Raw genomic sequence first — 1593 nt, forward strand, 5'->3', positions numbered from 1 at the left:
ACAACAAATCTGTTGAAGGATAAGAGTATAACAACAGAAAAGCTAGCAGATCATTCGGTAACGAGTTCCCAAATAGCAGAAAAAGCGATTACGGCAGAGCATATTCTAGAGGGTGAAGTGAAAAGTTATCACCTAGAACAAGAAGGAGTAACCAGTGAGAAAATTGCCTTAGAGGCGGTTCAAACTAAACATGTACAGGATGGCTCTATTTCAACAGAAAAATTATCTGATCACTCCGTTACTACGGAAAAAATAGCTCCAGAATCCCTTACAACAAATCTTATCAAGGATCACTCCGTAACTAGTGAAAAGATCAGGAACCGAGCGATTAGACGGGAGCATATTGAAGAAGCGGCAGTACAGACGGAGCACTTATCCGAGGAAAGTGTGACAAAAACTAAAATAGCACAGGGGGCTATTCAGAGCGAACATCTGGCTAATGGCTCGATATCAGAGGAAAAACTAGCTGATCATGTGATTTCAACTCCAAAAATAGCTTCTAAATCAATTTCAACAGATAAACTAAAGGACTACTCTATAACAAGCCAAAAGCTTAGCAGTAAAAGTATTCAAACTGAGCATATTTCTCCTGAATCAATCAACACTGCCCACCTTGTAGATGAAACGGTGACAGAATCAAAATTAGCTAATCAGAGTGTTACCATGTCTAAGCTAGCTCCTGCATCTATTGATACGGAGAAGCTGGCAGATCAGTCGATCACTCATCAAAAAATAGTGGATAATGCGATCAGATCTGAACACATCCAAGCGGAAGCTATAACCATGAGGCATTTAGAAAATGGAGCGGTGACAAGGGAGAAGCTTGATGCTGATTCCATTACTAGTGAGCATATTAGCAATGGCTCGATTACTCCTCAAAAACTTTCTTTTACTCCCGTTCAAACAACAGGGAATCGATCAAATACAGTACAGCAGTTTGGAATGATTCCTTTTCAATTTGCAGAGAATGAAGAAACCCTTGAACTATACATTGCTTTAGAAGATGCTTATCTCAATTCAAGCTTTGCTATTGTCGCCATGACAAACCATCCTTCGTGCTATGCTGTTCTCAAGGAACAGACGGATGACATTGTCATCCTTACAGTAGTGAATAACGGAACTGACTCACCTCAAGGAGTCGTTACATGGATAGCAATCGGAGAAAAGAAAACAGAAGGGTTGAAAGTAAAAGAACAAAGTGAACTTCAAGGATCGCAGAGAGCAGAAGAGAATCTAAGCTTAAAAGCAGTAAAAAAGGAAAAAGCTCCATTAATAGTGGAAGCTCAAGAAGTACTGCAAGAAGTAGAATCAATAGTGGAAGCTCAAGAAGTAACAGAAGAAGCAGAATCAACAGTGGAAACTCAAGCGGTAGCAGAGGAAATAGAATCAACAGTGGAATCTCAAGAAGTAGCAGAGGAAGTAGAATCAACAGAAGAAATTCAAGCAGTAACAGAAGAAGTAGAATCAACAGAAGAAATTCAAGCAGTAGCAGAAGAGGCAGAATCAACAGAAGAAGTTCAAGCAGTAGCAGAGGAAGCAGAATCAACAGAAAGAAATTCAAGCAGTAAACAAGAGGAAAGTAGAATACAAACA

The 1593-nt window shown here is 39.5% G+C and carries 1 protein-coding gene; it reads left to right on the top strand.

Annotated features, from left to right (window positions below):
- Positions 1–1593 (top strand): WIAG-tail domain (locus JCM10596_RS22715; protein ID WP_025029051.1); only part of this gene is annotated, 1593 nt, incomplete at both ends.

This window comes from Caldalkalibacillus mannanilyticus JCM 10596 (assembly GCF_000615945.1).
GTDB lineage: Bacteria > Bacillota > Bacilli > Caldalkalibacillales > JCM-10596 > Bacillus_AT > Bacillus_AT mannanilyticus.